This is a genomic window from Paraburkholderia silviterrae, from assembly GCF_004353915.1.
GTDB classification, from domain to species: domain Bacteria; phylum Pseudomonadota; class Gammaproteobacteria; order Burkholderiales; family Burkholderiaceae; genus Paraburkholderia; species Paraburkholderia silviterrae.
On record NZ_SMRP01000031.1, the window covers coordinates 47374 to 72035 of the forward strand.

General features: G+C 63.4%; 20 protein-coding genes and 1 riboswitch. Of the genes, 7 read left to right on the forward strand and 13 right to left on the reverse strand.

Features of this window, described 5'->3' with window-relative positions:
* Positions 1-47: 47 nt before the first annotated feature.
* The 3 genes from EYW47_RS34520 to EYW47_RS34530 form a co-directional block, all read right to left on the reverse strand.
* Positions 48-1877, reverse strand: coding sequence for a tetratricopeptide repeat protein (locus tag EYW47_RS34520; RefSeq protein ID WP_133199292.1), 1830 nt, complete (start codon positions 1875-1877; stop codon positions 48-50).
* A gap of 209 nt (positions 1878-2086) precedes the next feature.
* A complete protein-coding gene (locus EYW47_RS34525; RefSeq protein WP_133199293.1) occupies positions 2087-3091 on the reverse strand; it encodes a sodium:calcium antiporter in 1005 nt (334 codons plus the stop codon).
* A gap of 60 nt (positions 3092-3151) precedes the next feature.
* Positions 3152-3348: riboswitch (yybP-ykoY riboswitch) on the reverse strand.
* 42 nt (positions 3349-3390) lie between these two features.
* Positions 3391-4563, reverse strand: coding sequence for a porin (locus EYW47_RS34530; RefSeq protein WP_133199294.1), 1173 nt, complete (start codon positions 4561-4563; stop codon positions 3391-3393).
* A gap of 586 nt (positions 4564-5149) precedes the next feature.
* Between EYW47_RS34530 and EYW47_RS34535 the strand changes: the two genes are divergently transcribed.
* The gene (locus EYW47_RS34535) at positions 5150-5407 is read left to right on the forward strand and encodes a DUF4148 domain-containing protein (protein WP_205710204.1); all 258 of its coding nucleotides are present in this window, start codon (positions 5150-5152) and stop codon (positions 5405-5407) included.
* An 87-nt stretch (positions 5408-5494) separates the two neighbouring features.
* A complete protein-coding gene (locus EYW47_RS41120; protein ID WP_165976758.1) occupies positions 5495-5650 on the forward strand; it encodes a hypothetical protein in 156 nt (51 codons plus the stop codon).
* A 154-nt stretch (positions 5651-5804) separates the two neighbouring features.
* On the opposite strand, the gene EYW47_RS34540 is transcribed toward EYW47_RS41120, so the two are convergent.
* The 8 genes from EYW47_RS34540 to EYW47_RS34575 form a co-directional block, all read right to left on the reverse strand.
* Positions 5805-6005: a DUF1289 domain-containing protein gene (locus EYW47_RS34540; RefSeq protein WP_133199296.1), complete on the reverse strand. Its 201-nt coding sequence runs from the start codon at positions 6003-6005 to the stop codon at positions 5805-5807.
* Positions 6006-6008: 3 nt separating this feature from the next.
* Positions 6009-7298 (reverse strand): CDF family Co(II)/Ni(II) efflux transporter DmeF, encoded by a 1290-nt coding sequence (gene dmeF, locus EYW47_RS34545; protein WP_133199297.1) that lies wholly within the window; start codon positions 7296-7298, stop codon positions 6009-6011.
* A 9-nt stretch (positions 7299-7307) separates the two neighbouring features.
* Positions 7308-7580 (reverse strand): metal/formaldehyde-sensitive transcriptional repressor, encoded by a 273-nt coding sequence (locus EYW47_RS34550; protein ID WP_133199298.1) that lies wholly within the window; start codon positions 7578-7580, stop codon positions 7308-7310.
* Between the two features lie 179 nt (positions 7581-7759).
* The gene (locus EYW47_RS34555) at positions 7760-8107 is read right to left on the reverse strand and encodes a copper-binding protein (protein WP_133199299.1); all 348 of its coding nucleotides are present in this window, start codon (positions 8105-8107) and stop codon (positions 7760-7762) included.
* Positions 8104-11310, reverse strand: coding sequence for an efflux RND transporter permease subunit (locus EYW47_RS34560; protein WP_133199300.1), 3207 nt, complete (start codon positions 11308-11310; stop codon positions 8104-8106). The genes EYW47_RS34555 and EYW47_RS34560 overlap by 4 nt, the downstream gene beginning before the upstream one ends.
* The gene (locus EYW47_RS34565; RefSeq protein WP_133199301.1) at positions 11307-12833 is read right to left on the reverse strand and encodes an efflux RND transporter periplasmic adaptor subunit; all 1527 of its coding nucleotides are present in this window, start codon (positions 12831-12833) and stop codon (positions 11307-11309) included. Before EYW47_RS34565 ends, EYW47_RS34560 begins: the two co-directional genes overlap by 4 nt.
* An 11-nt stretch (positions 12834-12844) precedes the next feature.
* Complete coding sequence (locus EYW47_RS34570) at positions 12845-14140, reverse strand: TolC family protein (protein WP_133199302.1); 1296 nt, start codon at positions 14138-14140, stop codon at positions 12845-12847.
* Between the two features lie 91 nt (positions 14141-14231).
* Positions 14232-14594, reverse strand: coding sequence for a hypothetical protein (locus tag EYW47_RS34575; protein WP_133199303.1), 363 nt, complete (start codon positions 14592-14594; stop codon positions 14232-14234).
* Between the two features lie 369 nt (positions 14595-14963).
* Between EYW47_RS34575 and ugpB the strand changes: the two genes are divergently transcribed.
* The 3 genes from ugpB (at position 14964) to EYW47_RS34590 (ending at position 20634) form a co-directional block, all read left to right on the forward strand.
* Complete coding sequence (ugpB, locus tag EYW47_RS34580; protein ID WP_133199315.1) at positions 14964-16250, forward strand: sn-glycerol-3-phosphate ABC transporter substrate-binding protein UgpB; 1287 nt, start codon at positions 14964-14966, stop codon at positions 16248-16250.
* Between the two features lie 608 nt (positions 16251-16858).
* Complete coding sequence (locus tag EYW47_RS34585) at positions 16859-18037, forward strand: porin (protein WP_133199304.1); 1179 nt, start codon at positions 16859-16861, stop codon at positions 18035-18037.
* A 179-nt stretch (positions 18038-18216) separates the two neighbouring features.
* Entirely contained in the window at positions 18217-20634 is a 2418-nt protein-coding gene (locus EYW47_RS34590) for a carbohydrate-binding family V/XII (RefSeq protein WP_133199316.1), read from the forward strand.
* A gap of 101 nt (positions 20635-20735) precedes the next feature.
* Here EYW47_RS34590 and EYW47_RS34595 read toward each other — a convergent pair whose 3' ends face one another.
* Complete coding sequence (locus EYW47_RS34595; RefSeq protein ID WP_133199305.1) at positions 20736-22586, reverse strand: acyl-CoA dehydrogenase; 1851 nt, start codon at positions 22584-22586, stop codon at positions 20736-20738.
* A 258-nt stretch (positions 22587-22844) separates the two neighbouring features.
* On the opposite strand from EYW47_RS34595, the gene EYW47_RS41125 reads away from it, so the two are divergent.
* Positions 22845-23003, forward strand: a complete 159-nt coding sequence (locus tag EYW47_RS41125; RefSeq protein WP_165976759.1) for a hypothetical protein — start codon at positions 22845-22847, stop codon at positions 23001-23003.
* Positions 23004-23360: 357 nt separating this feature from the next.
* Positions 23361-24275: a LysR family transcriptional regulator gene (locus EYW47_RS34600; RefSeq protein ID WP_133199306.1), complete on the forward strand. Its 915-nt coding sequence runs from the start codon at positions 23361-23363 to the stop codon at positions 24273-24275.
* A 17-nt stretch (positions 24276-24292) separates the two neighbouring features.
* Here EYW47_RS34600 and EYW47_RS34605 read toward each other — a convergent pair.
* Positions 24293-24662: DUF3138 family protein (locus EYW47_RS34605; protein WP_133199307.1), on the reverse strand; the 370-nt coding region annotated here is incomplete at its 5' end.

Genomic DNA, 24662 nt, shown 5'->3' on the forward strand with positions numbered 1-24662 from the left:
GTCGTCAATCGTTCGCGGGCCTGGTATCGAACCCGGCCCGCGTGCGCCTATAGCCTATTCGCGAGGCGGGTTTCTTCACCTTTAGGTGCAGCAGGGAAGGCTGCCAATCTCTGCGCGACTCGCGTCACCACAGGTTGCCAGTCGCCCGGCCGAGGTTGCCGAAACAAGGTCACGCTGTCGTACCATCGTTGCGATTCCTGCGTCCCCCACGCCCATTGCGAAACGCGATCGAGCATCGCCAACACGGGCGTGCCTAGCGCGCCGCCCAGATGCAGCGGGGCGCTGTCGATCGTCACAATCGCATCGAGTGCGCAGACATGCGCGGCCACGTCTTCGAAGCCGTCGCGGTAGCACGGCGTCAGGTCGCAGTGCGGCACGTTCGCGGGCAGAGCCGTATGCCCAGGCGAAAGGGGATGGAAGACCACATTGTCCAACGCGAACAGCGGCGCCAGCTCCTCAAGCGCCATTGATCGCTGTGCGTCGCGCCGGTGGTTGGGGTCGCCGCGCCAAACGAGACCGATCTGAAGCGCGTCACCCAACGGCGTTGCCTCGCGCACACGGGACCGCCATTGCGCGGCACGCGACGCGTCTGGCTCGAGATAGGGCATGCCGCGCACCTGCTCCGGCTTCAAGCGAAGCATGAAAGGCACGCTCATCATCGGCAGGCAGTAGTCGGGAGTCCCAAGCTCCGCATAGTTTTTCGCTTCGATCTCGATGCAAGGCGCGTAGTAGCGAGCGAAGAGCGTGCGCAGTGCGCGCCTGCACGCCAGGATCAGACGGCCGCCTTCGGCCTGTACGCGCGCCGCGAGTGCGGGAATCAGTCTGACCATCTGGATGTCGTCGCCATGTCCCTGCTCGCTATAGACCATCAGCGTGCGGCCTTTGAGCGGCTGCCCGGTCCAGTGAGGAGCCAATCCCGTCATGATGGACACGACGCTGTTTGACGCGCGGTCCTCGCGGGTGAGGCGCCCTTCGTATCGCGCCCAGCCGCGTGGCCAGTCGCCCTGGCGCAACTCCAGTTCGGCGAGATCGACGGCCGATGTGGGTGCGTTGCTGTCGAGTGCGAGCGCTCGTTCATACAATTTCCGGGCCGCGCCGTAACGCGCCTGTTCCGCGACAAACTGCGCCAGCGCAGCCGCTACGTCGCTGTTTCCCGGGTGGTGGGCGTCGGCGACGCGCATCGTTGCCTCCGCCGCGGCGGGGTCATGGCGGCGCCATTGCGCACAGGCCAGCTGCCACGACATTTCGAGGTCGCCAGGACGATGGGCGAGCTGCGAGCGGCACACCTGTTCGACCGCTTGCCAATCGCCGGCATACCGCCGCTCTAGAATCAGTTGCAGCGGCAATGCCGGATCAATCATCGGATCGATCTGCCAGGCGCGCAGCAAGGCCGTTTGGCGCAACTTGAGTGTCGCCTCGTCGGAGTAGCCGGACAATGCGCACGCGATCAGCCAGTGTATGCGGGCATCGTTCGGGTGATGAGTCGCGAGCGCGGTCATGAGGTGCAACGCCATCGCGCGGCCGTCGATCTGGTCCGTTATCCAGGTCGCCCATTGCATGGCCTCGTCCGGCTCGAGAGCTTGGGCAGCAAGCGTGACGAGTTTCAGAGCGGCGTCATCGCGCCCGGTTGCGTTTGCGAACAATGCGCATCGCAGGAATCGAGTGCCAGGGTTGACGACGTTCGACGTGCATCGCTTCTGTTGCTCCGGCGTGGCTTTGATGCCGAGGCCTGCCATCAGGTCTGCCTCAAGACAGGCGCTTTGACCAGAGGAATCGAATGCTATAGCGAGGCGTTGGGCTGCGTGGACGCCATCGGATTGCAATGACTTGAAGACCGGTAGAAAGGTATCGCTGGCGGGTGAGATTGGTTGATTCATTCACGCGCTCCTGGGAGAAATTCAATGAGCACGAATCGGGATTTCCGTCTCGCACGCAATGCTCTCGCTGCGTTCGCGGCGAGCGCTATAGGACCGCTCCGAAAAGGGCGTGTAAAACGGGCGCGGCCCGAGCGTATCGGGCCGCGGTGCAAAAAAAGAACAGGTAACGTCGAGTCAACCTCCAGGCAACTTCGACGCGCCTTCGTGCATCACTTCGGGATCACGCAGAGCATCGCCGCGAACGCCGCATAGAGCCAGCCCACGTGCGTGAGCTGGCGGCTCTTCACTTGCGGGGCGCGGAACGCCCACTGCAGGAACACGATGGCGAGCATCGTCGTGACCGCGGCGAGAATCGACGGCGCACCGAGATGCCACGACGTGAAGAACAGGCCAAACGCGGTGGGAATGGTCGCCTGGATCATCATCGCGCCGCTGATGTTCGCGAGCGCGAGCCGCTCCTTGCCCTGACGCACCCAGATGATCGCGTTCATGACCTCCGGCAGTTCGGTGGCGATCGGGCTGAAGAGCAGCGCGGTCAGCTGCGGGCTCATTCCGAGCCACGGACCCACCGCGCTAATCTGCTGCACGAAGAGGTGCGAGGCGAAAAAAATCACGACGAGCGCGCCCACGGTCTGGAGCAGAACCCAGAACAGCGACGGATCCGCATCGCGCGGACGCAGCTTGAGCGGTTCGAGCCCCACGTCTTCCACGCTATCGCTCTCGTCGCTCAGCTCCTTCCAGCAATAAAGCGCGTAGGCCGCGAGAAACGCGATGCCGAGCAGAGGCTTGAAGCTGAACACCACGAGCCCGAGCCCGATCTTCACGACGAAGATCGCGAGAAACCAGAGTTGGTCGCGCCGCAGTCGGCGCGTGTCGGCGTCCACGGTGCCGGCGCGCGCGCGGCCCGCGCGTGCGGCCGTTGCCAGCAATGCAACGCCCACTACGGCATAGGCGACGGTGCTGAGCGCGAGCGGGCCGCCGATCGCCGCGCCAATGCCGATTTCCTTGTGGGCTGCATCGGCGCCGAAGGCGACGGCCACGAGCGTGACCACGCTCTCGGGCAGCGCGGTGCCAAACGCGGCGAGAATCGTGCCGGTGGCCGTTTGCGTGACCTTGAGCTTCTGGCCGAGCCATTCGACGGCGTTGACGAAGGTCTCGCAAGACAGATAGATGATGCCGGCAGCGGCAATGAGCAGGGCGAACGTCCAGATCATGACGCGCGCTCCGTAGTGCGCGCACAGGTGCAGGTGCGGGAAAGGCGGAACATGGGTATCGGCATTCCTCGGGCTGGACGATCGGACCAATGACGCAATCCCCCCGCCCAGCCCGGGTGTGAGGGATAACGCCATAGGTCTCGTCAGGCCGAAGAACGGCTGCCGGCGCCATGGCACTGTGTGCCAATCATGTTGACGCCGGCGCGGCACGCGTTGCGCGTGACGCAGACTACTCCCCTAAGACCCGCGCATTATAGCCGACGAAGTCGGCCGCGCGGAAGGAAAGGGGCGAAGCCCGATCAGAAGTGATGGCGGATACCGACCATCGCCATGGCCTGCTTGTTGGTGGTCGCGTCGTTGCCGAAGTCGGCGAACGAGGCATTGGCGTCGACGAGCGCGCCCGTATCGGCGTCGATCGTGTGGCCCGATGCCTTCTGGTAGCCCGCGAGCACGTAGATGTCGGTGCGCTTGGAGAGGAAGTAGTCGCCGCCGAGGCTGAACTGGTTATAGCTCGCGTTCACGCCGTTGCCGTGGCCCTTCGTGTAGTTGTAGCCGAAGCCGATCAACGCCACCGGCGTCACCTGGTAGTTGATGAACGCCTGGCCGGTGTTGAACTTCGTGTCGCTGTTGGGGCCGGACGCGCTCTGGTAGTTCGCGTAGTCGACGTTGCTGTACGAGAGGCCGAAGGTCACCGGACCATAGTTGTAGTTGCCCACCGCGCGGATGATCTGCAGTGAGTTGGCCGAAACGAAGCCGCCCGTGATCGCGGGCGAATCCACATTGACGTCGGTGTTCGGGTTCAGGCCGTCGAACGAGGCGGCCGTGCCGCTGTTGCTGTTGGCCTTGAAGTAGCCCGCACCGAAGCCGAACGGACCGTGGTTGTACGCCGCCGCGAGCGCCCACGTCTGGCCCGCGCCCATGCTGCCCGCCTGGCCGCCGAACGCGTACATCGCGCTTACCTGCAGGCCCGCCCAGTTCGGGCTCGTGTACTTGACCGAATTGTTGGTGCGGTAGCTGTTGTCGTAGTTGTCCATGTCGCCCGGCGTCGCGAATGCGGAGCCGAAGTTCACGTCGTCGGTCATCGGCTGGAGCAGGTCGATGAGCGGATCGTACTGGCGGCCCAGCGTGAAGGTGCCGGCCGTGTTCGAGTTCAGGCCCACCATGGCAGTACGGCCGAACATGCGCTGACCCTGGCCCTGCTTGCCGTTGTCGATGTTAAAGCCGCTTTCGAGCTTGAAGATCGCGGAGAGGCCGTTGCCGAGATCCTCGGTGCCCTTCAAGCCCCACAGGTTAGGCGACACGTTGCCGGACATCATCTCGAACGTGTTGCCCGAACCGTGCTTGCCCGCCTGGTTGCCGAAGAAGGCAATCGAGGTGTCGAGCGCACCGTAGAGCGTCACGCTGCTTTGTGCATGAGCGGCGCCAGCAATGGAAGCCAGCGTGGCGGCGAGAGCGAGAGCGGTTTTTTTCATTGGCGAATATTCATTAAAAAGTTGCGTGAGAGAGCGTGTACTTCATGAAAAACGAATCGCAGCGCGGCAGCAGCGCCTGGTCAATGCGCCGGGCAAATTCAGGGGCGATTATGCGTAACACGCTCTGTGGACGAATTTGAAAATCGGAAAGACTGAGTTTCAGAAAACGCATTCGTGCGCGCGTCCCGTCTGGACGGCGCTGCAAGGGCGCAGTGTGCGAAGGTGTTGTTTTTTTGCGGCTATCTGTGGCGTCGTGATGTGTGCATGGGCACACATCACGGATACGCGCCGCGCTGGCCGATGCGCATGGCCAGGCGCGCATGCGGCTTTAGGTGACGTACTGCAGGTGCAATTTGCCGCGCGAGTCGATCAGGACAATTGATCGAATTCGCCTTCATCGTGGCGCGTGGCGGTCATGTGCCGGATCTTAAACATTTCTTCATTTCCCTGCGGATATTCGCGAGGGTTCGCGCCTCTATCCTTGCCACATGAATTGCATTGCAGCCCTGCGATGCATCGGGAACCGGCGTGCAACCGCGCCGGAACAGTCAACGGTAGCGGCCGCCTGGCCGGACAGGAGTTTGAAGTGAAGAAGAGCTGGAATTGCGCGTTTGCCGCGCTCATGTTGTCGATTTCGGCGTTCGCGCATGCACAAGGTACGGCTACACCCGATGGCGTGGCGCCCGGCGCGGCGGCACCCGTGGCGGCGGCTCCGGCGGCCCCGGCATGGAGCGCCGACGGCACGGCCCACATCACGCGTGCACAGGTGCGCCACGAACTCGTCGAAGCGCAGCGCGACGGCCAATTGAAGCTGCTCAACAGCACGGTCTACGCTCACCACTGACGCGACGGGGCACAGCTGTCACGGCGCACCGGGCCGCGCGTCTTGACGGGGACACGCCTTGCGGCCAGTCATCCGAGTTTCGATTCCATGAAATCACGCATTGTTATTTATGTCGTGCGCGCGGCGCTGTGCGTCGCGGCGGCAGCCGCCATGTCGGGCTGCGCAAGTCTGCATCCGCAGCCCAACGGCCCCGGCGACTGCGTTGGACCGCCGGGATATTGCGTGCCGTTCTTCGGCTCGTAACGCGATGGCCCGGTATGCGCGTGCGCCGGGTTGGCGGGTCGCCCGTGACTGGGCCGGGTGCCCGCTGTACACAGTTCAGGTTCGGTACGAAGACGTTGCTCAGAACAAACATGGCGCGGGTGTGGATCGCAGGAATTCCCCACGCGCCACGCGTTCACGCAGTGCTCGATGGTGCTGGCGTCCCTCGCGCCAGTTTTGCTTGCCGCCGCGGCCTCTCGTTGAGAATCTGATGGCGCCTGTGATCGGTCATCTTCTTCCAGCCGCGGATTTCATCGAGCGTGCGCAAACAGCCAACACAGAGCCCCGTTTTGCCATCAAAGGTGCATACCTCAATGCAGGGAGACTTGACTGCCATCGGTCAGGCCGCCATGCGGGTGGAATTGACTTCGACCGTCACGTGGGAAAGTCCCTTGAAGCGCTTGAGAGCCGCATGATAGAAACTCGGACTGCGTAGCGCCTCATTGGTCGCAACCGATACCACGGCACTCATATGCCCTGGGCCAAGCCGCCACACGTGGAGATCGAGCACCTTGTCGCCATTGTCCTCAATCACGTGCCGGACGTTCTCGGCCATGCGCCGGTCCGGGTTCATATCGAGCAGAATGGCGCCCGTATCACGCATCAATCCCCACGACCAGTTTGCAATCACCAGTGCACCGATCACGCCTGCGAGCGGGTCCATCCAGAGCCAGCCAAATGCGCGGGCCAACAGGAGGCCGATGATCGCCAGGACTGAAACCGCAGCGTCGGCAATGACGTGAACGTACGCCGACCGGATGTTGTGGTCGCGCGTTGCCGCAGCGTGCGCGTCGTCGTGGTCGTGATCGTGTTCTTCGAATTCGATTTGATGTTCGCCATCCGGCAGGCGGACAACCGCCTTGAACGCGTGCGGCTCAGGAATGTCATCCTTCGATTCGAGATACCCGCCCCGGTCGGCAAAATGAAATGTCTGATGGGTACCGTCCGGACGAATCGTCGTGACCGACACGGCGTCGGACGTTACCTTCGAATTCGCCGTCTCGGGCGCAATCCGGAACACCGGCGGCACGCCGTCCTCGAAGATGGACACCGCGAAGACACCCGTGCTACTGAAGATGCGCTGAGACTCTGCTTCGTGAGCGTGCTCGTCCTCATGGCCGTGACCGTGACCATGACCGTGGCTATGTCCATGGCTATGGCCGTGGTGGTCGCCGCTCAGTAACCAGACGCTCGCAAGATTGACCAGCAGGCCAACCACAGCAATGGGTATGGCCTGGCCAAAATGAATGGGCACGGGTGAGAAGAAGCGCGACACGGCTTCGTACCCGATCAGCACCGCAATCATGGCCAGCACGATTGCGCTGGAGAAGCCCGCAAGGTCGCCCAGCTTTCCCGTCCCGAAGACGAAGCGTGAATCGGTCGCGTGCCTGCGCGCATACGTGTACGCCAAGGCGGCAATCAGCATCGCGCCGGCGTGCGTCGACATGTGCAGGCCATCGGCGACGAGGGCTAGCGAGCCAAACAGGCTGCCCCCGACGATCTCGGCCACCATCATGGCGCTGCACAGCGCAATCACCATCCAGGTCCTGCGCTCGTTGTCCTCGTGAGCCGCACCCAGAAAGACGTGGTCGTGTCCCGCTCCAAAGGCGGTGTTCTCGAAGTTGCTCATCACGGTCCCTTACTTGAAATAGCTGCGAACGACATCGATGAGCTGCTCGGTCCCGCTGCCGTGCTCGTCAGCGGGTTCAGCATCGACGAGATGGGTGCGAATGTGTTCCTCGAGCACCACGGCGAGCAAGCCGTTCATCGCCCCCCGGCAGCTCGTGATTTGCTGCAGAACGTCCATGCAGCTACGTTCGTCTTCGAGCGTGCGCTCGAGGGCCTCGACCTGTCCCTTGATACGGCGAACCCGGTTGAGCAGCTTCTGTTTTTCGCGAATGGTGTGGCTCATGTCGAGCTCCCTATATACCGTAGGGGGGTATACTAACCTGGTATAGGGTAGGGGGGTATACTAAATTCTCTGTTGGGCTGTCTCTCGCGGGGAGTGAAATCGTTGCCATACGCCACCGGGCAATCGAGCCGCCGCGTGGCCGTTGGTGGTCACGCGGCGAGCGACAACTCACCCACTCACTACGATTGTTTATCCAGCTTCACGATGGTCAGCGTGCCGTTGACGTTCTCGATACGCACTTTGACCTTATCGCCTTGGCGTACCTGTTTGAGCATGCCCGGGTCCTTCGCCTTGAATGCCATGGTCATGGGCGGCATGCCGAGGTTCTCCAGCGCACCGTGCTTCAGCGTAATCAAGCCCGTGGCCGGGTCGATCTTCCGGACCTCGGCATCCGTTAGCGCGGTATTCGCCGCCTTTGTGGCCGATGGCCCGCTCGACAGGTTCATGCCCGCCATATCGCCATCCGCAAATGCAGGAACCGTGACAACAGCGGCAAGCGCGACGACAACGACAATCAACTTCTTCATTCAGTTTCTCCAGTTTGGGTAGCAGGCACCTCGGTGCCGAAAGGGTCTGCGTCCAAGGTCGACGCACGATTCCTTTGCCTCGCGCTACGGCGCTGCAACAGGAACCAGGCTGCAGGAATAACGAACATCGAGAGCATTGGCGCGGTGACCATGCCGCCGACCATCGGTGCCGCGATGCGCTGCATCACTTCCGAGCCCGCACCGTGACCCACCATGATGGGAATCAGGCCGGCAAGGACCACCGCAACCGTCATCGCCTTGGGACGAACGCGCAACACCGCACCTTCGCGGATTGCGTCCAGCAGCGTGGCTTCGGTCAAGGCCTCGCCAAGCTCGAGCCGCCGGTTGAGTGCGGCTTTCAGGTACAGGAGCATCACCACGCCGAATTCGGCTGCAACGCCGGCGAGGGCGATGAATCCGACCGACGTCGCAACGGATACAGCGTGACCCAGTATCCAGATGAGCCAGAAGCCGCCGACGAGTGCAAACGGCACGGTCGACATCAGCACAAGCGCATCGGCCGCCGAGTTGAAGGTCAGGAACAGCAGCACGAAGATGACGACAAGCGTCACCGGAATGACGGTGCGTAACTTCGCCGCCGCGCGCTCGAGATACTCGAACTGCCCCGACCACGCAATCGAATATCCGGGCGGCAGTTGCACCTTCTCGGCGACGGCATGCTGCATCGCCTTAACCGCCGATTCCAGGTCCACATTCCGGATATCGACGTAGACATAGCCGGAGAGCCGAGCGTTCTCGCTGCGTATCATGGGCGGCCCGTCGGCGATCCGGATGTCCGCCACGTCGCCTAGCTCGATTTGCGCGCCCCGGTCCGTCAACACGGGCAGTTGGCGCAGTTTCTCGAGCGAGTCGCGGACTTCGCGCGGATAGCGGATGTTGATCGGGAAGCGCTCGCGCCCGGCAATCACTTCGCCCACGTTGTCGCCGCCCACGGCGGTGGACACGACCGACTGGATGTCACCCACCGAAAGGCCATATCTCGCGGCAGCCTGCCGGTCGATATCGACGTCGATGTACCGGCCGCCGTTCAGCCGCTCGGCCAATGCCGACGTTACGCCCGGCACGTCTTTCACCGCGGCCTCGACCTGCCCGGCCACCTTGTCGATTTCCTTGAGATCCGGACCGGAAATCTTCACGCCCACCGGCGTCTTGATCCCCGTGGACAGCATGTCGAGCCGGTTGCGGATGGGCGGTACCCAGACGTTCGAGAGTCCCGGCACTTTCACGGTCTTGTCGAGCTCATCGACGAGCTTCTCCGGCGTCATGCCGGGACGCCACTGACTGCGCGGCTTGAACTGGATGGTGGTCTCGAACATCTCGAGCGGTGCAGGGTCAGTCGCGGTGTCGGCGCGGCCCGACTTGCCGAACACGGTCTCGACTTCCGGTACGGTCTTGATGAGCCTGTCGGTCTGTTGCAGCAACTCGGCCGCTTTCTCCGCCGAAATGCCCGGAAGCGCCGTCGGCATGTAAAGCAAGTCTCCCTCGTCGAGCGGTGGCATGAATTCGCCGCCGAGGCGTGACAGGGGAATGGCGGTCAGCAGGAGCGCAACCACGGCAAGCCCGATGGCCACCCACGGGCGGCGCAGCGTGGCTTCCAGCATCGGCCGGTACAGTCGGATGAGCACGCGATTGATGGGATTCAAGGTCTCGTGCGGAATACGCCCGCGAATCAGATAGCCCATCAGAACCGGGACCAGCGTGACTGAGAGACCGGCCGCGGCGGCAATGGTGTAAGTCTTCGTGAAGGCGAGTGGAGCAAAGAGCTTGCCTTCCTGCCCCTCCAGCGAAAATACGGGGACGAACGATAGCGTGATAATGAGCAGCGAGAAGAAGAGCGCCGGTCCGACTTCCGCCGCCGATGTCGCAATGAGCTCCCAGCGCTGCGCAGTCGTCATGGGCTCGCCGGGATGTTCATGGCCGTACGCCTCGAGATGCTTGTGGGCGTTCTCTATCATCACGATGGCTGCATCGATCATCGCGCCGATGGCAATCGCGATACCGCCCAGCGACATCAGATTTGCATTCACCCCCTGATACCGCATGACGACGAAAGCGGCCAGCACACCCAGCGGCAGCGACAGGATGGCCACGAACGCGCTGCGCAGATGAAAGAGGAACACGGCGCAGACGAGCCCGACGATGATGAACTCCTCGATGAGCTTGTCCTTCAGGTTGTCGACGGCCCGCTCGATGAGCTGGGAGCGGTCATAGGTCGTGACGACCTCGACACCGGGAGGCAACGATCGTTTGAGCTCAGCGAGCTTGGCCTTTACCGCGTCGATGGTCGTTAGCGCGTTTTTGCCGGAACGCATGACGATGACGCCGCCCGCGACTTCGCCTTCGCCATTGAGCTCGGCAATGCCCCGCCGCATCTCTGGACCAATCTGGATGCGAGCGACATCTCCAAGCAAAACCGGCGTACCGGCGTCGTTGGTTCGGAGAACGACATGACGAAAGTCGTCGAGCGAGCGCAGGTAGCCCGACGAGCGGACCATATATTCCGATTCAGCCAGCTCAATCACCGAGCCGCCGGACTCCTGATTTGCCTTGCTCAGGGCATCGGTTACCGTGGCTTGCGTGATACCGAATGCGCGTAGCTTGTCGGGGTCGAGCACGACCTGATACTGACGAACCATGCCGCCGATGCTTGCCACTTCCGATACGTCCGGCAGGGACTTGAGCTCGAACTTGAGGAACCAGTCGTTAAGCGCGCGCAGCTCTCCCAGATCGTGCTGCCCCGTGCGGTCGACCAGCGCGTACTCATAGACCCAGCCCACTCCCGTTGCGTCGGGCCCGAGCGAAACCGTCGCGCCTTGTGGCAGGCGGCTCTGTACCTGGTTCAGGTATTCGAGTACCCGCGAGCGCGCCCAGTACGGGTCGGTTTTGTCGTCGAACAGCACATAGACAAATGCGTCGCCGAACGACGAATACGCCCGGATGGTCTTCGCCCCTGGGACGCCCAGCAAGGTGGTCGTGAGCGGATACGTCACCTGGTCCTCGACGACCTGAGGGGCCTTGCCCGGATACGACGCCTTGACGATGACCTGGGTGTCGGACAGGTCCGGCAACGCGTCGAGTGGCGTCTCCTTGAGCGAGTAAGCGCCCCATGCCGTGACGAGCACCGTCGCGAGCAATACGAGGAAGCGGTTATGAATGGACCAGCGGATAAGACGCGCAATCATTTGGCCTCCCCCACCGGTTCGACCTTTGTCAGCAGGTAGCCGTCGTCCGACTGCCTGAACGCGAAGTGGGCCGTCTGGCCGGGCTTGATGTCTGGAAATGCGTCGGACGCTGGCTTGTTGAACGACATCGTCATAGCGCCCCAGCCCAGCGCCGGCACCGGTTGATGCGAGAAGGTGATATCGGCAGCCGTCACCTTTTCTACCCTGCCAGTGGTCTCGTAAGTCTGGGCGGCAGCGCCCGGGGTGGACGCCGGCATGGCTGCACTCGCGCCTGTGGCGCCTTCGAGTCTCGGCAGAACCGATTTCAGACTGGCTTCCGAGTCGATCAGGAACTGGCCGGATGCAACGACCGTCTGGCCATCGCTCAAGCCACGGACGACTTCGGTCTCGTTGCCGACATCGTTGCCGATGGTGACGTCTACTGGCTGCAGGCGGCCATCCCGGTTCTTGACGATCACGACCGAGCGTTTGCCGGTCGTGATGACGGCTTCGGAAGGCACGAGAAGTTGGGAGACCGGTTTCTGGGCACCCACGCGCACGCGCATCAGCATGCCGGGTGTGAGTTTCAACGCGGCATTATCGATTTCGAGTCGCGCCTGGAGTGTGCGGCTCGTGGTGCTGATGCCCGGCAGGATTTCCCGAATCTGCCCCTTGAAGTGCTGGGTCGGGTCGCCGCTGAACGTCGCGTCAACGCTCATGCCGGGTTGCACGCTCAACGCCAGGCGTTCGGGAATTTCGACGATGAGCCAAAGCTTCGATAGACCCGCGACCTTCGCAAGCGTTTGGCCGGGAGCGACCTGCGCGCCGTCGCGGACATTCAGTTCGCTCAGTACACCGGTCTCGGGTGAGGCAAGGACAATGTGTGTCTGTGCCTTGCCGGTGCGGTCGAGACTGGCGATGACGCCATCGGGAATCGACATCGCACGCATGCGTGCACGCGACGCTTCCAGCAAACTGCTGTCCATCCCGCCGCGCTTGAGCGCGAGGTATTCCTCCTGAGGCGCGAGCCAGTCGGGAACGAAGAGCGAAGCAATTGGCGCGCCTTTGGCAATCCGCTGCATCGGCGCGCTGGCGTACAGGCGGTCGATGTAGCCGGTGACGCGCGTCTGCACGACATCGGCCTGTGATTCATCGAATTGCATGGTGCCGACGGCATCGAATCCTTCCGTCGTTTCCGCTCGCCGCACGGTCGCGTAGCGAATACCCAGGTTCTGCTGCAGGCCCGGGTCTATTGCGATGCCGCTCGAGCCGCCGCCATCGTCCGCATACACGGGCACGAGCTGCATGTCCATGAACGGCGACTTGCCTGGCTTGTCGAAATGCTGGTTCGGCACCATCGGATCGTGCCAGTAGAGCACCTTTCTGCCGGTTTTCGGGTCAATCGAGTTGCCGGCGCCCGACGAAGCAACCGCGCTTGCACCCGATGTCGACGCGTGTCGCATGCCGATGGAATATCCAGTGCCGAGGAGGGCGGCGGCGGCAAACATCGCCAATGCCGTGCGCACCAGAGGTCTTTGGGTCATTGTGTTCTCCTTCATTCGGCGGCGGCCAGGGTCGTTGGCACAACCTGGTATTCGAGTTGTGCCCAGGTCTGCGAAACCTCGCGTTTGAGGTCGAGCACCTGAATCTGGGCGTCCAGCTGCGCCCGGCGTGCCGCAAACGTATCGGCAAGCGAACCGGCGCCAGCCTTGTAGGCGGCAACCGCGAGTTCGACGCGCTCGTCGGCGGCCGGCAGCAGGGATTGGGTCAGGTTCGCGATGCGTTCGCGACCGCTGGCCATCGTTGCGGACTCGGTGCGAATATCGGCTTGCACCTGTCGAAGGGTGTCCTCGTACATCAACTGCGCTTTGGTGGCGAGTTCAGCTTTCTCCGATACCTCACGGTCCTCGCGGTCTTTCCGATTGATGGGCAAAGGAATACGGACACCGACCGACACCATGTTCGAGTACGCTCCGCCGCGCTGCTGATACGAGATTTCCCAGCTCCAGTTGGGGCTGCGCTCGCTGCTGGCGACAGCGGTGCTGGCTTGGGCAACGGCGATGTCACCGGACGCTGCGACGAGTGTCGGCTGCACCAGCCGAAGCTCATCTGGCGGCAAGGATGAGACGTACGATTCGGGTGCGGGCGGCTCGCCCGCTACATCGGGCGCAGGGGCCGCCGTCCAGCGCGCGAGACCGATGAGCGCGCTCTGGTACGTTTGCTGCGCCTTGAGCACCTGGTCCTGCGTTTGCGCCAGCATGGCCTGGGCCTGTACGACATCGGCGGCCGTCGCTTTCGCCCCTCGATAGGACGCCCTGGTCGCGGCGAGCTCGTGATGCATGTGGTCCAGCAACGCCTGCTGGAGCGTCAGGGCCTGCTTCGCATAGATGGCGTTGAGCCACGCGGTGGCGGTCTGCTGGCGTACGTTGGCGAGCTGTGCGAGATAGCCGGCCTGCTCGCGATTGACGACCTCATTGGCAAGCTCGGAGCGAAGATGCCGCTTGTCGCGCGACACCCATTCCTGCTCGATGCCGATGCGCCGCATCGTCATGAAGTCCTGGCCGATGGTGAATCGCTGCGGCCCATTTATCGGAAGGTTGTCGACGCCGGCTTCAAGCACCGGGTTCGGCAATTGGTCGGCTCGAACGGCGGCTTCGGAACTTGCGTGTACCGAGGCCTGCGCGGCCTGCATGGCCGCAGAGTGGCTGGTTGCCGCCTGCAATGCCGCGTCAAGCGTGAGGGGCGCTTCCTGAGCGTGCGCGGCGGCGCCAAAGAGTATGAGCACTGCGCAAATCAAGGGCGCGCGCAGGCATGCACGCCGGCATGGCGGCGTGCCAATAGGTAAAGGCATGGTCTAACCCCAACGGCGGAGCCACAATGGACTCCACGTCCTGGACACAGGACAACCTCGCCGCTCACGCGGCGAACCCGTCAAACGAGGGTTAGATTGCTCGAGGAGGTCGCCAGAGGCCTGCCGGCACGTGAGCGGCGAACGACTCGGCGTAGTGGAAGACGACCTGACGGGCGACAGCCACGGGATGGCTGACGCTTGCCTGAGCGGGAGGGTAATAGATACTGGCGAACTGGCACTGGGCCGTGGTCTTGCAGAGGTCGCCCTTGGTCTTGCCCGCCTGCGACGACTTCGTCATGCCACATCCGGGCATCGCGACGGACATGGCGCCGTCGTCGTGCATCGGCATCGACTGCTGCATCGGACATTCGCCCGCCATGCCAGTGGCTGCCAGCCCGCTCAGGGGCAGCATCGCGCACAGCAGCAAGATGAGAAGGGTCCGGAGAATCTTCATGGCGTCGATCGTAGTCGACGGATTCTATCTCCTTTGCGAAGTATTTTGTCGTGTCGACCCGGCATGATGCGTATTTCGACTGTCCGGCACGCCCCCGTAGCGCGGGCCGCCTTCACATGGCCGCGCGATTCGCTGTGCTACCCTTGCGCTGCCCTAAGCCCGCGTGTGCCCGCGTGGGCCCGCGTGGGCCCGCATACCGCTGCAGGTAGCCGCATCGCACAGTAACCGCACGCGGGCAGGCTGCTTTGTGTTTCGACATCCCGTATCGACATCCATAACAAGGAAGAGAACCAGATGAGAAAGCACGAGAAATTGCGCGCGGGTTCGCGCGGCCATTTGCAAGCCGCTGCCTGTGTGCTTGCCATCGGCATGCTGTTTGGCGGCGGCATCCGCTCGGCCCAGGCGGCGCCCGTCGAGATCCAGTTCTGGCACGCGATGGAGTCGGAGCTCGGCGAGCGCGTCAACGACATCGCCAAACAGTTCAATGCCTCGCAAAGCGAATACAAGATCGTGCCGGTGTTCAAGGGCACTTACGACCAGACGCTTGCCGCGGGCATTGCCGCGTACCGCAGCGGTGACGCGCCCGCGATCCTGCAGGTCTACGAAGTGGGCACCGCAACGATGATGCAGGCGAAGAAGGCCATCGTGCCCGTGTACGACGTGATGAAGACTGCGGGCGTGCCCTTCGACGAAAAGGCTTTCGTGCCGACCGTGGCCAGCTATTACAGCGACGCGAAAACGGGCCATCTCGTCTCGATGCCGTTCAACAGCTCCACGCCGCTGCTCTACTACAACCGCGACGCGTTCAAGAAGGCGGGCCTCGATCCCGATACGCCGCCGAAGACCTGGCCCGAGGTCGCAGCCGACGCAGCCAGGCTCAAGGCAGCGGGCATGAATTGCGGCTTCACCACGGGCTGGCAGGGGTGGATCCAGATCGAGAACTACAGCGCCTGGCACGGCGCACCGATCGCCACGCGCAACAACGGCTTTGACGGCACCGACGCCGTGCTTGAAATCAACAAGCCGTTGCAGATCGCGCACATTGCCTTCCTGCAGAAAATGGCAAAGGACGGCACCTTCACCTACGTGGGCCGCAAGGACGAGGCCACCGCGAAGTTCTATAGCGGCGACTGCGGCATCATGATGGGCTCGTCGGGTGCGCTCGCGAACGTGCAACAGTATGCGAAGTTCAAGTACGGCACGGGCATGATGCCCTACGACCCGAGCGTGAAGGGCGCGCCTCAGAACGCCATTATCGGCGGGGCGAGCCTGTGGGTGCTGGCGGGCAAGAACCCGGACGTCTACAAGGGCGTCGCGAAGTTCCTTGCGTATCTGAGTTCGCCGGCCGTAGCGGCGAAGTGGCACGAGGACACGGGCTATCTGCCGGTCACGACGGCGGCCTATGACCTCGCGCGCAAGCAGGGCTTCTACGATTCGCATCCGGGCGCCGATACGGCTACCAAACAGATGCTCAACAAGCCACCGCTCCCCTGGACGAAGGGTCTGCGTCTGGGCAACATGCCGCAGATCCGCACCGTGGTGGACGAAGAGCTCGAACAGGTATGGACGGGCAGCAAGACGCCGCAACAGGCGCTCGATTCGGCCAACGCGCGCGGCAACGAGCTGTTGAGGCGCTTCGAGAAGCAGGGCGGCTAACCCTGACCGCGGCACGGGCGCACGGGCTTCGTGCGCCCGGCTTAGGGGGCGTGGATGACGTGGTGCTCGAAAGGCTTGGACGTCAAGGTTCCGCCGGTGCGGTGTCTGACAGACGATGCGGGCGAGTCCAGCATCGAGGCTGACAGAGGTTCGTTTGTAAGAATTATTCTCTGCTGCGATAAGAAAATATCGCACTGTCTATAGGTTATCCAAAATATTTGAATGGTATTCATTCGCTTGATGCGCGTGGGCGCGTAATTTGAATTAGGTGTGGTTTTTGTCATGGGTTTTTAATTGTTAATTATCAAGATATTGTTGAATGTTGCGGCGCCGCAACAAAATATCTCCGCATTTATAATTAAATCGAGATAGTTATCTTTATTTAATCGTATGTAATTGAATTTAAATGATTAAATTTCACTATTTAAAAAAGTGGAATTTTCTATTCATGCTTCTATGTGGTCCGAAGGTCAGCCGGTCTTTATATTTCATCCGTGCATGAGCAGCCTCGCCTGTCTGAAGCCGTATCCGTAGCGGGATGTCGGAAAAGGCTGCCCGCGCAATGTGGCATTTCCAGATCAACTATCAGGCTCTGTACGGAACGAACGATGAAAAAGAAGACTTTGATTTTTGCGGCTGCATCCGCTGCCATGGCGGCTGGGGCGCATGCCCAGAGCAGCGTGACGCTTTACGGCATCGTCGATGCGGGCTTGACCTATGTCAGCAATGAAGCCAGCACGAGCTCCTCGGTGACCGCCAATGGTCTGTCGAACGGCAAGGCCATGTTCGGCATGACGAGCGGCAACATCCAGCAGAGCCGCTGGGGCCTGCGCGGCGCGGAAGATCTCGGTGGCGGATTGAAAACCGTCTTCACCCTCGAGAGCGGCTTTAACGTGAACAATGGCCGTACCTCCAGCAATTCGCTCTTCAATCGCCAGGCGTATGTCGGGCTGTCGAGCAACGACTACGGCACGCTGACGCTCGGTCGCCAGTATGACTCGATGGTCGACTACCTCGGGCCGATCTCGGCCACGGGCTCGTGGGGCGGAACCTACTTCGCGCACCCGGGCGACAACGACAACCTGAACGGCACGTTCAGCATCAGCAACGCGGTCAAGTACCAGAGCGCGAACTACGCAGGCTTCTCGTTCAGCGGCTTGTATGGTTTCTCGAACAAGGCCGGTGGCTTTGCGGACAATCGCGCCTATAGCGTGGGCACCGGTTACAAGAATGGTGCCTTGCAGGTCGCCGCGGCCTATCTCCAGGCCCAGGCGAACAATCTGGGCGGCTTCGATCCGAGTAACCCCAATGGCGCGATCCAGAATTCGGCGGTGCTCGACAACGTGGCCGGCATGCAGACCCAGCGCACCTGGGGTGTCGGTGCGAACTACGCGATCGGGCCGGCGCTGGTCGGTCTCGTGTTCACGCAGAGCCGCTTCCAGGACAGGCTCGACGACGTCTCGTTGCGCTACAACAACTACGAAATCAACGCCCGCTACGACCTGACGCCGGCGCTGTTCGTGGGCGGGGCCTACACCTATACGCAGGGTCTGCGCAATACGCCGGCAAGCGGCATCTCGGACAACCGGTCGGCTCACTGGAACCAGTTCAGCCTGATGGCCGACTACTCGCTCTCCAAGCGCACCGACATCTACGCGGCCAGCATCTTCCAGATCGGCGCCAACAATGCGGACGGCGCGAATGCCGCGCAGATCAACGGCACCGATTCGTTCTCGACCAGCCGCAGCCAGGTTGTCGTGACCACGGGTATCCGCCACCGCTTCTAAACGCCCTTAGCGTTTCCTTCGATGCATGAGGAAGGCGGCAGCTCTCGCGCTGCCGTCCCCTGATCCGCGCCACGCGGGAGCCCGATATCGCTCCCGCGTGGCGTCTTTTTATGCATCTTTCGTGAACCATGATTTGGAGCTCGATTGTGAATCGGTCGAAGAAGAACGCACACGCGGCGATCGGGGTTGCGGCGGCAAAGCGGGTACGGGTGGTGGCCTCACTGCTTGCCGTCACCGCGCTGGCGTGGAACCTGCCGGACGCGACCGCGCAGGCGCTGCCGGCTGCTGCATCGCAGCCTGACTGGCCGCGCGCCCTCGACGAAGGCAAACAGCACGTCGAGATGTACCAGCCGCAGATCGAGCAGTGGAGCGGCAATCGCATTGCCGGCCGTGCCGGCGTTGCGGTGGGCGCGACGAGTGGGGCACCCACGTACGGTGTCGTGCGTTTCTCCGCGATGGCCGACATCGACAAGGAAAGCGGTCTCGCTCTGCTCACACGCATTCAGGTCGATAGCGTAGACGTGCCGACGAACCCGGCCATGTCCCAGCGCATCAGGCAAGCGGTCGTCGCGCATCTGCCTGCCGCAGGCATGCAGGTGCCGCTCGACGAGTTGCAGACGAGCTATGCGGCGTCGCAAGGATTCCAGCACGCGATGAGTGTGGCGGTGAAAAACGACGTGCCGCGGATCGTGTTCGCATCGACGCCCACCGTGCTCGTTCTTGTCGACGGTGCGCCCGCATGGCGGCCGGTCGGCGGGACGGCTTACGAGCGTGCCCTGAACAGTCGCGCGTTGCTCATGCGCGATGCGCAAGGCTCGCTTTACGCGCAAGCTGCGGGTCACTGGTATTCGGCATCGGCGGTGGACGGTCCCTGGCAGCCAATGGCGTCGCCGCCTGCCGCGCTGCTTGCGGCGGCACAGACGAGCGAGGCGACGACGCCCGCCGATGCCATGCTGCCCCGCGACGGCAAGCCGGCCGCAGCGGCGCCCGCGTTGCTCGTTGCCGTACAGCCCACGGAGCTGATCGTGACCGAAGGTGCCGCGCAGCTCACCCCGGTCCAGGGCACGAATCTGCTGACGCTCGCCAATACGGACCATGCGGTCTTCGTTGATCCCCAGACCAATACGTACTACGTACTGATATCGGGGCGCTGGTTCCGCGCGCAATCCACTGGCGGGCCGTGGGCCTGGGTGCCGGGCAGCGATCTGCCTGCGGACTTCGCCAGGATCTCGACGCAGGATCCGAAGGCCAATGTGCTCGTTTCAGTGCCGAACACGCCCGAAGCGAAGGAGGCCGCGATCGCTGCCTCGATTCCGCAGACCGCAACGGTGTCGCGCTCGCAGGCCACCTTGAAGGTGAGCTATGACGGAGCGCCCCGCTTCGAGCCGATCGCGGGCACGACATTGAGCTACGCCGTCAACACGGCGAGCGCCGTGATCGAAGTCGATCCTTCGCATTACTACGCGGTGAACAACGGCGTGTGGTTCGTTGCCGGCTCCGCCGCCGGCCCGTGGGCGGTTGCGACCGCGGTGCCCGAGGTCATCTACGCGATGCCGCCGAGCAGTCCGCTCTACTACGTGACTTACGTGCGCATCTATTCGTCCACGCCCGAGACCGTCGTGGTGGGCTATACGCCGGGCTACATGGGCGTGATGGTCAGCGCGGACGGCACGGTCGTCTACGGAACCGGCTATGCCTATGCGCCCTATATGGGTGATGTCTATTACGGTTATCCGCCCACTTACGGCTATGGCGCAGGCTTCGCGCTGGGCGCCGCCGAGGGTTTTGCGTTCGGCTTCGCCGCCGGGGCGATCTGGGGCGGCGCATCGCCCTGGTGGGGGCCGTATTGGGGTGGCTATTGGGGCGGGGGCGGCTGGAGCAACGTCAATGTCAATCAGGCGAACTTCTATGGCCGATGGGGCCAGGGCACGGTAACCCACGCTTCCGGGTGGAACCCCTGGACCGGCACGCAGTGGCGCGGCGCCGCCGGCACAGGCTTCAATCCAGCCACCGGCGCGCATTACCGGGGCGCGGCCGGCGCCGCGTTCAATCCCTATTCGGGCAACTATGGTGCCGCACGGCAGGGTGCGCTCGACAATCCCGTGACCGGACGCGAGGGCGCCGGCCGGGGTGGCATCGTCGGCAATGAGGCCAATGGCAATTTCGCGGCAGGGCGCCAGGTCGCGGGTGCTAACGCGAACACCGGGCGCGTGGGTGCGGCGGAGTTCGGCGTGACCGGCAATACGCACACTGGCCAGTACGAAGCCGGGAGCCGGGGCTATGTTGCGAATGCGTCGCGCGGCAATGCACTTGCCTGGAACAACGGCGATGTCTACGCGGGGCACGACGGCAACGTCTACCGGCACACCGATGGCGGCAACTGGCAGCAGCACACGGCGAGCGGCTGGCAGTCGGTGCAGCCGCGCAGCGACGTGGGTGGCGACCTCGACCGGCAGAGTGAGGCGCGCGATCTCGGCGCTCAGCGGTGGAACCAGCTCTCCAGGCATGCGGGCGGCGGCTGGGGCTCGCATGGCATGGGCGGTGGGTTCCGTGGCGGTGGATTTGGTGGCGGATTCCACGGTGGGTTCCGGCGCTGACGCATCCATGTCGCGTCCCGGTGTGCGGTGAGTGGGCGGGCGGCCTTTGCGGGCCGCCCGCGCCGAGCATGCGGATTACATGCACATCGCGCGCGCCAGTGTCAGAACCACGCATCCTGCATGTCGAGCGTCGTGCGGTCGAGTGAGGCGAGCAGATCGAACTGCGGGCTGGTCTTCGGCAGCTCCCACGCGAAGAAGTACTCGGCCGCGGCGAGCTTGCCGCGATAAAAATTGGCCTCGTCGCCGCTTGCGTCCGAAAGTGCCGCGCGCGCCGTGAGCGCCTGCTCCAGCCAGATCCACGCCACCACCACGTGGCCGAACGCTTCCAGGTACACCGAAGCATTGGCGAGCGTGACGCTGGCGTCGCCCGCTGACCAGAGCGTCTGCGTCACGTCGACGAGCCGCCGCAGCGCCGCTTCGAGCGCGTGCGCATGCGCGGCGTCCTGCGTGTTGCCGTTCGAGCGCGCCCGATCGAGCGTGGCCCTGACGCGCTGCGCGAACAGCTTCAGCGCCGCGCCATCCTTGATCGTGACCTTGCGGCCCAACAGGTCGAGACCCTGGATGCCGTGCGTGCCTTCGTGAATCGGATTGAGACGATTGTCGCGGTAGAACTGCTCGACGTTGTACTCGCGCGTGTAGCCGTACCCGCCGTGCACCTGGATCGCCAGATCGTTGGCGGCGAGGCACCACTGCGAGGGCCAGCTCTTCGCAATCGGCGTGAGCAGGTCGAGCAGCAGCGTGAGCGGCTCGCGCGCGGCGTCGTCCTCGACAGCGTGCGCTTCATCCACGAGCTTCGCACACCAGAGATTGAGCGCGAGCGCGCCTTCCACATAGCTCTTTTGCGCGAGCAGCATGCGGCGTACGTCGGCATGCTCAACCAGCTTGATTTGCGGCGATGCCGGGTCTTTGCCCGCCGCGCCCACGCTGCGCCCCTGCGGCCGGTTGCGCGCGTAATCGAGCGCGTGCAGATAGCCGGTGTAGCCGAGCATGGTCGCCCCGAGGCCCACGCCGATGCGCGCCTCGTTCATCATATGGAACATGCAGGCGAGGCCCTTATGCGGTTCGCCCACGAGATAGCCGATGGCGCCCGCCTGGCCGCCCGGCGCGTATTTCGTGCCCTCGCCGAAGTTGAGCAGGCAGTTGGTCGTGCCGCGATAGCCCATCTTGTGATTGAGGCCCGCGAGCACGACGTCGTTGTGCTCGCCGCGCGAACCGTCCTCGTTCACGAGGTATTTCGGCACGATGAAGAGCGACAGGCCCTTCACACCAGCAATGAGCTTGCCGTCCGGGCCGGGAATCTTCGCGAGCACGAGGTGGACGATGTTCTCGGAGAGCTCGTGCTCGCCGCCCGAGATCCACATCTTGTTGCCGCGCAGGCGATATTGCGCGCCGACCGGCGAGTCGCATTCGAAGTCGGCGCGCGTGGCCACATCCGAGAGCGACGAGCCCGCCTGCGGCTCCGAGAGACACATCGTGCCGAAGTAGCGGCCTTCGAGCTCGGGCTTCACGAAGGTGTCGATCTGCTTCGGGCTGCCGTGAGCGAGCAACAGGTTCGCGTTGCCGATGGTGAGGAACGGATAGGCGCTCGTGCCCACGTTCGCGGCCTTGAACCACGCGAAACCCGCTTTCTCGACCACGAGCGGCAACTGCATGCCGCCGTACTCGTAGTCCTGGCCCGCGGCCATCAGGCCCGCCTCGCAGAACGCCTTCAGCGCGGTCTTCACCTCGGGGATGATGGTGACGGTCTCGCCGTCGAAATGCGGCTCGTGCTGGTCGTTCTTCTTGTTGTGCGGCGCGAACAGGTCAGTGGCGATCTTCTCGCAGGTATCGAGCGCCGCGTCGAAGGTGTCGCGCGAGTGGTCGGCGTAGCGCGCAATGCGCGTGAGACGTTCGACGTCGAGCCATTCGTAGAGCAGGAAATTCAGGTCGCGGCGGGAGAAGATCAGCGACATGGCAGGCGGCCTCGCGTGTGAGAAAAGTCCTAGCGTACATAAAATAGAACGATCGTGCTATTGGCAATTTCTCCAGCTTCGCCGAGTACCGGCGCGGTCGTTTCGCGATCACGGGCTGATGCGCGTCAAATGTCAACGATTATTCACGAATCTTGAAATGGAGACAGGCTTTTGGGGGAAGGCTTGGCCTAAGCTGGACGCCGCTCCCTATTTGGGGAGCATTCCTTAAACCCACGCACGAACCCATGGAGGTTGCTCATGCAACTGCTTCAACGTGAAGAACTGTCGAATCTGCAAGTTGTGACCGCAGGCGCTGGCGCCAGCAAGACGCCGTCGGCGGTGACCCTGACGATCACGAAGGCAAACGGCCTGAACCTCGTGATCACGCCGCAAGCCGCGCCGGCGGCGGCTAGCTAAGCTTTAGCCGGGGTCGCTGACCCGAAAAGCCGGCAAACATTGTTTGCCGGCAGAAGGTTGACAAAGCCCAGGTTCCCCACTTGGGCTTTGTCATTTAATGGGCGTCATGCTCGAGAAGCCGCCCTCCGCGGCACGAACAAGAGAGGGGCACGCGCGAGGAACGCGGGCCGAAGCGCGGGTGAGCAACCTGATCGACGGCCACTCGGCAAATAATCTAGTCAGCGCTTACGCGACCGAGGCACTGGAGTGGGCACGACATTCTGCGGCGCCCAAGTGGCCTCATAAGTTCACCGTGCTTCCACACCCGAAGCGGATCCGGCAATATTCGTTCTCATCCTTCCAAATGGCGAGAACATCATGGACCGGCTCGATGCGATGTTCGTGCTCGTCGCCGTGGTCGAGGCGGGCAGTCTTTCAGCGGCGGCGCGGCGCCTGAACATGCCGCTCGCCACGGTTAGCCGGAAAGTCAACGAGCTCGAGGCGCATCTCAAAACACGGCTCGTCAAGCGCACCACGCGCCAGCTCGCGCTGACCGAGGCGGGAGCCTCCTACGTGGCGGCCTGCCGGCGCATCCTCGAGGAAGTGGGCGAGGCCGAGCGCGCGGCAACCGGCGAATACACCACGCCCAGAGGCACGCTTGCACTCACGGCGCCCGTGGTGTTCGGGCGGCTGCATGTGCTGCCGGTCGTCAATGCATTCCTCGCGCAGTATCCCGAGATCGACGTGCGTCTCCTGCTCGCGGATCGGGTCGTCAATCTGATGGAAGAACACGTGGAAGCTGCCGTGCGCATCGGCGCGCTGCCCGATAGCGCGCTCGTGGCGGTGGGCGTGGGCACGATCCGCCGCGTGGTGTGCGCGAGCCCCGCGTATCTGGCCGCGCATGGTGTGCCCGCCGCGCCGCGCGACCTGGCGAGCCACCACTGCGTGACGTTCGATGGCGTCGAGGGGCGCACGTGGACGTTCCGTGCTGGCAAGAGCGACGTGGTGCAGTCGGTGTACGCGCGGCTCGCCGTGAACACCGCCGAGGCCGCGATCGATGCCGCGCTGCAGGGCGTGGGGCTCACGCGCGTCTTGTCGTATCAGGTCGCACAGGCGGTGCGCGAGAAGCGGCTCGCGGTGGTGCTCGATGCGTTCGAGCCGCCGCCGTGGCCCGTCAGCCTCGTGCACGGCGGGCAGGCGCCGCTACCGCTCAAGCTGCGCGCGTTCCTCGACTTCGCCACGCCATTGCTGCGCGGGCGGATCGAAGCGGCGCGGCTACCGCCGGCGGATTGAGGCGCCTGCGTTTTCCATCAGAACGCGTAGATGAACTGCGCGCCCAGCAGGTCGTTGCTCTTGCTGTACGAGCCGTCGTCGCGCAGGAACACCTTCTGCGTGGCCCAGTCGTGACGGTATTCGACCTTCACGGTGATCTGCTGCGTCGGATAGAACAGCAGATCGAGCGCCACATCCTGACGTGTCGCGCCGTGGCATTCGAAGCCATGGCCGCCGTTGGCCTGCGAAGTCGCGAGGCACTCCGAACCAATGCCGAAGCCGTTGTACGGATCCATGCCGTTGCCGTTGAGCGCGATGCCACCACCGCCGCCGCCGTTCTTGCCGTCCGCGAGCACGTCGTAGCGCGCGGTCACGCCCATGCGGCCCACCACCGGCGCGTTGAACTTG